The organism is Nocardioides sp. Iso805N, assembly GCF_000364605.1.
Lineage (GTDB): Bacteria > Actinomycetota > Actinomycetes > Propionibacteriales > Nocardioidaceae > Nocardioides.
This window is the reverse complement of record NZ_KB822595.1, coordinates 1-6,606: the sequence shown is the minus strand read 5'-3', so window position 1 is coordinate 6,606 and position 6,606 is coordinate 1. Positions and strand designations below refer to the sequence as shown.

Below are 6,606 nucleotides of genomic sequence, written 5' to 3'. Positions count from 1 at the left end.
TTTTCCCCCATTGTGTGGGGGTCGATAGGGTTACGGCGGTCATAGCGAAGGGGAAACACCCGGTCCCATCCCGAACCCGGAAGTTAAGCCCTTCAGCGCCGATGGTACTGCAACCGGGAGGTTGTGGGAGAGTAGGACGCCGCCGGACAATTATTAGCGTAGGGCCGTTCCCCCGGTTTTCGGGGAACGGCCCTACGCTGCATTTACGGGTCATCGATTGCTGTCTGCGTTCGGGGACGGAGGCCCGACTCGACGGGGACGGAGGCCCGACTCACCAGGGCGCGGGCCGATAGTCCTTCAGGAAGCAGCCATAGACGTCTTCGCCGACCTCGCCCCGCACGATCGGGTCGTAGACACGGGCGGCGCCGTCGACCAGGTCGAGGGGGGCATGCCAACCCTCTGCGGCGATCCGGAGCTTGTCGTGGTGCGGGCGCTCGTCGGTGATCCAGCCGGTGTCGACAGCGGTCATCAGGATGTGGTCGGTCTCGAACATCTCTGTGGATGAGGTTCGCGTGAGCATGTTCAACGCCGCCTTGGCCATGTTGGTGTGCGGGTGCCCTGCTCCCTTGTAGCGGCGGCTGAACTGACCCTCCATCGCGCTCACGTTGACCACGTAGGCACGCCCTGCCACGGCTGCGGCCGCACGCATGGCCGGTCGAAGCCTGCTGACGAGCAGGAACGGCGCCACGGTGTTGCAGAACTGCACCTCGAGCATCTCTAGGGGATCGACCTCGTCGACGACCTGGGTCCACGAGTTCACCGTGGCCACATCGGGCAGCAGGCCGCCGGCGTCGACCGCCGTACCGGCGAGGTGAGCGGCGAGCGAGGCGCTCCCTGCCGTGAGCGCCAGCTCGGTGATGGTCGCCGGATCATGGTGCGTGACCGGGTGGGACGCCAGCGCTCCGGTCAGCGCCGCCGGGTGAGCTTCGCTGATGCGGTCGAAGGTCACCATCTCGACGTCCGGTCCCTCCGGCAGTGGCGCACTCTCGCCGGCGACCAGCTGGGTGTAGGCCCCGGGGGAGCGGCGTACGGTCTGGCAGGCATTGTTGACCAGGATGTCGAGCGCTCCGCCGGCCGCCACCTCGTCGGCCAGGGCGATCACCTGGGTGGGGTCCCGCAGGTCGATGCCGATGACCTTGAGCCGCGGCAGCCACTCGACGCTGTCGGGCATCGCCGAGAAGCGGCGTACGGCGTCTTTGGGGAAGCGGGTGGTGATCGTCAGGTCGGCACCGTCGCGCAGCAGCCGAAGGGCGATGTGCATCCCGATCTTGGCGCGACCCCCGGTCAGGAGCGCGCGCCGCCCGGTGAGGTCGGTGCGCTGGTCGCGCTTCGCGTGGCTCATGGCTGCGCACGCGGGGCAGAGCCAGTGGTAGAAGGCGTCGACGGTTGTGTACGGCGCCTTGCAGATGTAGCAGCCGCGTGCGCTCCGCAGCTCGCCGGCGACGGCGCCGGGCGCCGTGGAGACCAGCGGGAGGCCGGCGGTCTCGTCATCGATGCGCAGCGGTGACCCGGTCGCGGTCAGCTCCGTGATCGACCGGTCGTGGTCCTGGCGCTCCTGACGTGAGGCGGCGCGGCGGCTGCGTTTCACCAGCTTCCACATGTAGCCGGTGGCGTGCTTGACCGTGCGTACGTCCGGGTGCTCGGGATGGAGCCGGTGGAGCTCGGCGAGCACCTTCAAGGTGACGGCGAGGTCGTCGGGGTCGATCCGCTCGAGCGGAGCATCGGTCTCGGACACCGGGGGAGTCTAGGCCGGGCAGGCGGGGTGTCCGTAGTTCGGCGAGCACGGGCCGCGGACACGCGACAGGGCCGCGGTTCCCGTCGAGCAGGTCGTCGACCTGCTCGAGGACTCCGCGGCCCCGTCGTGGCGGTGTGCCCGCCGGCTCATGTGAAGAGGCTGACGCCTCCCGGCCCGACCAGCAGTCCGACCACGATCAGGACGATGCCCCACAGCAGCGCGCCTCGGAAGATGCTGACGATGCCGGACACGACCAGGATCACTGCCAGGATCCAGAGCAGAAATGCCATTGGGGTTCCTCCCTCATTAGGTGAGGTTCCGAGGTACCCCCGAGGGCATCGGATCACTCCTCCTCGGTGACCTCATCATCGAGCTCGTCCTCGAGGACCACGTGGACGGCTGCCTCCTCGGCGGATGCGCCGGCGCCGTCGATGCCGGCGTCCCAGCCGACCATGTCCTTCTCGGTGTCCTCGCCGTAGCCCTGATCGGGGTCGACGAGACGACCTGCACGCCGGTCGCCCACCTCACGGTCCTCGTCGCCCTCGTCGAGCTCGTCGTCGTCCTCGGCGTACGGATCCTGCTCCGGCTCCTCTTGGCGGATGCGCTGGTCGAGCGACTCGCCGTGCGCCTCCTCCCAGGGCGTGTTGCCGTAGCCCTCGCCGACACTCCACTTCTCCGGCGGGGAGTAGCCGGCGTCGAGCTCGTCGCCGGGCTCGCGGGACGGGTCGGGGGCCTGATCACCCTCAGCGCCTGGCTGGTCCTCGTCGTCGACGCTGTAGTCGCCGTAGGACTCGCGTTCCTCGGTCATCAGAAGATGCTCCTTTCGTTGCAGATGGGACAGGTGCCCTGACCCCAGTGTGCCGACACGTCGGCGTCCGGAGAACGATCATCCAAAATTAAGTAAGTCAATCGAGTTAAGGTCATATCCCATCGGGCCCTGTGTCGACGGCACCGATGCGTCTCGCCGTACGACGAAGGGAACGATCACGTGACTCCGCGCACGACTCTTGCGGTTCTGGCCGTGGGTGCGCTCGCCGCTCTCAGCGGCATCGCCCACCAGTCCGAGCCCGCGCACTCGGTCACGCAGACCAAGCGTGCGGCAGGCCCTGTGCTGCCGCGGACGGCGACGCCGACGCCTGCGCTGCGCGGATTCTCGCAGCGGCCCAACGTCTTGATGATCACCGCCGACGACCTCTCCGAGCTGGACCTGCCCTACATGCCGCACGTGCGCCGGCTGATCGCCGAGGAGGGGGTCACGCTCAGCGACGCGGAGGCGCCGACACCGATCTGCGTGCCTGCCAGGGCGTCGCTGCTGTCGGGACAGTACGCACACAACGACGGCGCCCGGACCATCTCTGGCCCGCACGGCGGCTATCACTCATTCGACGAGCACGGCACCGTCGCCACCACCTTGCAGGCGGCCGGCTACGACACGCTCTTCGCCGGCAAGTTCCTCAACGGCTACGGCGAGCACGGCACCGCCCATCAGGTGCCGCCGGGCTGGAGCGACTGGCGGGCCACGATCGATCCCACGACGTACGGGTTCTTCCACCCGACGTTCAACATCAACGGCCACCTCAAGAGATCGCACGGCTACAGCACGACGGTGATCAGCGAGCAGGCGAACGCCATGCTGCGCTCACCCCAGCGATCCACGAAGCCGTGGTTCGCCTGGATCAACTACGTCGCGCCCCACTTCGGCGGCCCGATCGAGCCCGGCGATCCGCGCCGCATCTTCCGGGGTACGTCGGCGGCGATCCCCACCACCGTCCCCGCCCCGCGCGACCGCGGCCGATTCGCGCACGTGCCGCTGCCGAACCGCCCCGACGTGTTCGAGGCCAAGCGCTACACCAGGCTGCTGCCGAAGAACTCGCCGGCGCGGCGGAAGGTGACGGCCAAGATGAGGCGCGCGCTGCGGATCGCCTACGACCAGCGTCTGGAGGCGGTGCAGGGCGTCGACCGGGCGGTGGCCGCCCAGCTGCGGGTGCTACGGCGCAGGGGCCAGCTGGACGACACCCTGATCGTCTTCGCCTCCGACAACGGCTACGCGACCGGCGAGCACAACATCAACGGCAAGCTGTGGCACTACGACGAGATCGTTCGTATCCCGATGCTGATTCGCGGCCCGGGCGTCCCGCACGGCACGACGGTGTCCACGCCGGTCACCAACCCCGACGTGACCGCAACCATCATCGCCGCGGCCGGCGCGCGTCCGCAGCGGGCGCTGGACGGCGTGGACATCAGGCCGTGGCTCTCGGCTCCCGATCAGGAGCGGGTCGTGCCGATCGAGGGCTGGCCGGTCACGAACGGCAACCGGAGGCTCTACTCGGGCGTACGGGTCGGCGACTACACCTACGTCCGGCTGCGGCACGGCCACGAGGAGCTCTACGACCGGTCGAGCGACCCCTACGAGCTGCGCAACCTGGCCAGGAGCTCCGCGGCGCGGACCGTCCTCGAGCAGTTGCGGGCGCTCGATGCGCGCTACCGCGACTGCCGCGGGAGCACCTGCCCGAAGCAGTTCTACGCCCTGTCCTAGCGCGCTCAGGCGTCCGGCACCGGCGTCCGGGTCTGCGCGGCCGGCTCAGGGCTTCGGTCGAGCTTGCTCGGCCACCAGATCTTCCGGCCCAGGTCGAGGTTGAGGGCGGTGACCAGCACGGCGCGCACCACCAGCGTGTCGAGGATGACCCCGAGAGCGATGGCGGTGCCGATCTCGGCGAGGAAGACCAGCGGGATCGTCCCGAGCACGGCGAAGGTCGCAGCCAGCACCAGCCCGGCCGACGTGATCACGCCACCCGTGGAGGCCAGGGCGATCAGCGATCCCTGCCGGGTGCCGACCCGTTGGGTCTCCTCGCGGACACGGGTCATCAGGAAGATGTTGTAGTCGATCCCCAGGGCGACGAGGAACACGAAGACGAACAACGGGAAGCCCGAGTCGGCCATGTCGAAGCCGTAGATGTACTTGAAGATGAGTGAGGAGATCCCGAGCGCCGCCCCGAACGACAGGATCACCGTCAGGATCAGCAGCACCGGCGCGAACAGAGCGCGCAGCAACAACATCAGGATCAGCATCACCACGATCAGCACCACCGGGATGATGACGCGATTGTCCCGGTGCGCGGCGTTGGCGGTGTCCAGGTAGATCGCGGCCGAGCCTCCCACCAGGGTGTCGGGGATGTCGCTCACCGCGTCGCGGACCGCCACGACCTGGTCCGCGGCGGTCTGGCTCGCAGGGTCGACCGTCTGGGTCACCGGAAGGTACTTCACCCCGCCGGCCGCCGGCACCGTCTGGTCGACCGGCCCGACGCCCGAGACCGTCCCGATCGCCGTGGTCACGGCCTCGGCATGCTCGGGAGTGGTCACCACCTGGATCGGCGTCGAGGTGTCCGCCAGGCCGTGGTCGACCAGGACCCGCTGGCCCACCACCGAGTCGTAGGTCTTGGTGTACTGCTTGTCGGTCGGGATGTTGCCGGTCTTGAGGGTGAGCATGCCCAGGCACGCGATCAGCAGCACCACCGAGGTGGCCACCCAGACGGTGCGCGGACGCGGCGCGATCGCGTTGCCGACCCTGGCCCAGAAGCCGTGCGTGGTCGGCTCGTCGGAGCCGTACGCCGGACGCCGCGGCCAGAACACCCAGCGGCCGCAGATGACCAGCAGGGCCGGTAGCAGGGTGAGCATCACGACCAGCGTGACGAGCACGCCGATCGCCATGATCGGCCCCAGCCCGGCGGTCGAGTTCAGCTCGGCGAGCAGCAGGCACATCATGCCGACAGCCACCGTCGAGGCACTGGCGATGACCGCGGGGGAGGCCCGGTGCAGTGCCACCGCCATTGCCTCGTGCCGGTCCTCGTGACGGCGCAGCTCCTCGCGGTAGCGCGCCACCAGCAGAAGGGCGTAGTCGGTCCCGGCGCCGATGACGAGCACGCTCAAGATGGCTTGACTCTGCCCGTTGACGGTGAGGTCGGCGTACTTGGCCAGGAAGTAGATGACTGCCTCGGCGGTGAACAGCGCGAAGACGGCCGAGAGGATCGGCAGCACCCAGAGGATCGGGCTGCGATAGGTGAACAACAAGATCACGATGACCACGCCGAGCGCGGCGAAGATCAGCGTCCCGTCGATGCCGGCGAAGGCGTCGGCGGCATCGGCCACCTGACCGCCGGGACCCGCCAGATGGGTGTCGACGCCGGGTATGTGCGCGATCGAGCGCAGGTCGTCGGCGATAGGTGGCATCTTGTTCCAGCCCTGCGCGCCCAGGTTGAAGGTGACGATCGACGTCGCCACCTCCCCGTCCTGGGAGACCAGGCCCTGCTTCTGCCCGCTCGCCGCATCGGTCGGATGGATCACGGTCGGACTGCCGTCCGACGGCGTGACGACGCCGTCCAGGTCGGCGATCTGCGGTGCCTGGGCGGTGATGGCCTGGAAGTCGGCGGCGGTCAGCCCGCCGTCGCGGTGGTAGACCACGACGGTCGGGATGTCGTTCTGGTCGGAGAACGGCGCCAGCTTGTCCAGGGCCTTGGTCGACTCGGCGCTCGCGGGCAGCCAGGACGACGCCTCGTTGTTCTGGACGTCGCCCAGTTTCTGCGCGAAGGTGCTGGCGGCGGCGACCACGATCAGCCATGCCACCAGGACCACCCACTTGGTCACCCGCCCGGTCAGGGCGCCAGCGATCTGACGGTGCATAGGTTCAGTGGATCAAACTTTCGCCCGGTCTGGCACCGGGGTTTCCCCTGATCTGGTGACGCGAGGGCTCAGACCTCGCCGTACAGGGTCGTGCGTTCGCGGACGGGGCGGTTGATGCCGTCGGCGATCTGGGTGATCTCGGCGACGGTCTTGGCTGAGCCGAACTCCGAGCCGGCCATCCGGGAGATGGTCTC

5 protein-coding genes and 1 rRNA gene are annotated in these 6,606 nt (G+C 68.7%); 2 read left to right on the top strand and 4 right to left on the bottom strand.

Annotated features, from left to right (window positions below; all coding sequences use genetic code 11):
* Positions 1-31: 31 nt before the first annotated feature.
* Positions 32-148, top strand: a 5S ribosomal RNA gene (rrf, locus tag H036_RS0121250).
* Between the two features lie 123 nt (positions 149-271).
* On the opposite strand, the gene H036_RS0121245 is transcribed toward rrf, so the two are convergent.
* From H036_RS0121245 to H036_RS0121235, 3 genes are all read right to left on the bottom strand, one after another.
* Positions 272-1,735: an SDR family NAD(P)-dependent oxidoreductase gene (locus tag H036_RS0121245; RefSeq protein ID WP_017936830.1), complete on the bottom strand. Its 1,464-nt coding sequence runs from the start codon at positions 1,733-1,735 to the stop codon at positions 272-274.
* Positions 1,736-1,881: 146 nt separating this feature from the next.
* Positions 1,882-2,025, bottom strand: coding sequence for a GPGG-motif small membrane protein (locus tag H036_RS25825; protein ID WP_017936829.1), 144 nt, complete (start codon positions 2,023-2,025; stop codon positions 1,882-1,884).
* Between the two features lie 53 nt (positions 2,026-2,078).
* Positions 2,079-2,543 carry a DUF5709 domain-containing protein gene (locus H036_RS0121235; protein ID WP_017936828.1) on the bottom strand — a complete coding sequence of 155 codons (465 nt, stop codon included), beginning with the start codon at positions 2,541-2,543 and terminating at the stop codon, positions 2,079-2,081.
* A 180-nt stretch (positions 2,544-2,723) separates the two neighbouring features.
* Here H036_RS0121235 and H036_RS0121230 point away from each other — a divergent pair, with 180 nt between their 5' ends.
* Positions 2,724-4,271 (top strand): sulfatase family protein, encoded by a 1,548-nt coding sequence (locus H036_RS0121230; RefSeq protein ID WP_157417762.1) that lies wholly within the window; start codon positions 2,724-2,726, stop codon positions 4,269-4,271.
* Between the two features lie 5 nt (positions 4,272-4,276).
* Here the strand turns inward: H036_RS0121230 and H036_RS0121225 are convergent, their stop codons facing one another.
* Complete coding sequence (locus H036_RS0121225; protein ID WP_017936826.1) at positions 4,277-6,412, bottom strand: MMPL family transporter; 2,136 nt, start codon at positions 6,410-6,412, stop codon at positions 4,277-4,279.
* Positions 6,413-6,606: the final 194 nt, after the last annotated feature.

What these genes read in the sequence shown, in the direction of transcription:
- H036_RS25825 (WP_017936829.1), bottom strand. Translation starts at nt 2,025, where the DNA reads ATGGCATTTCTGCTCTGGATCCTGGCAGTGATCCTGGTCGTGTCCGGC.
- H036_RS0121235 (WP_017936828.1), bottom strand. Translation starts at nt 2,543, where the DNA reads ATGACCGAGGAACGCGAGTCCTACGGCGACTACAGCGTCGACGACGAG.
- H036_RS0121225 (WP_017936826.1), bottom strand. Translation starts at nt 6,412, where the DNA reads ATGCACCGTCAGATCGCTGGCGCCCTGACCGGGCGGGTGACCAAGTGG.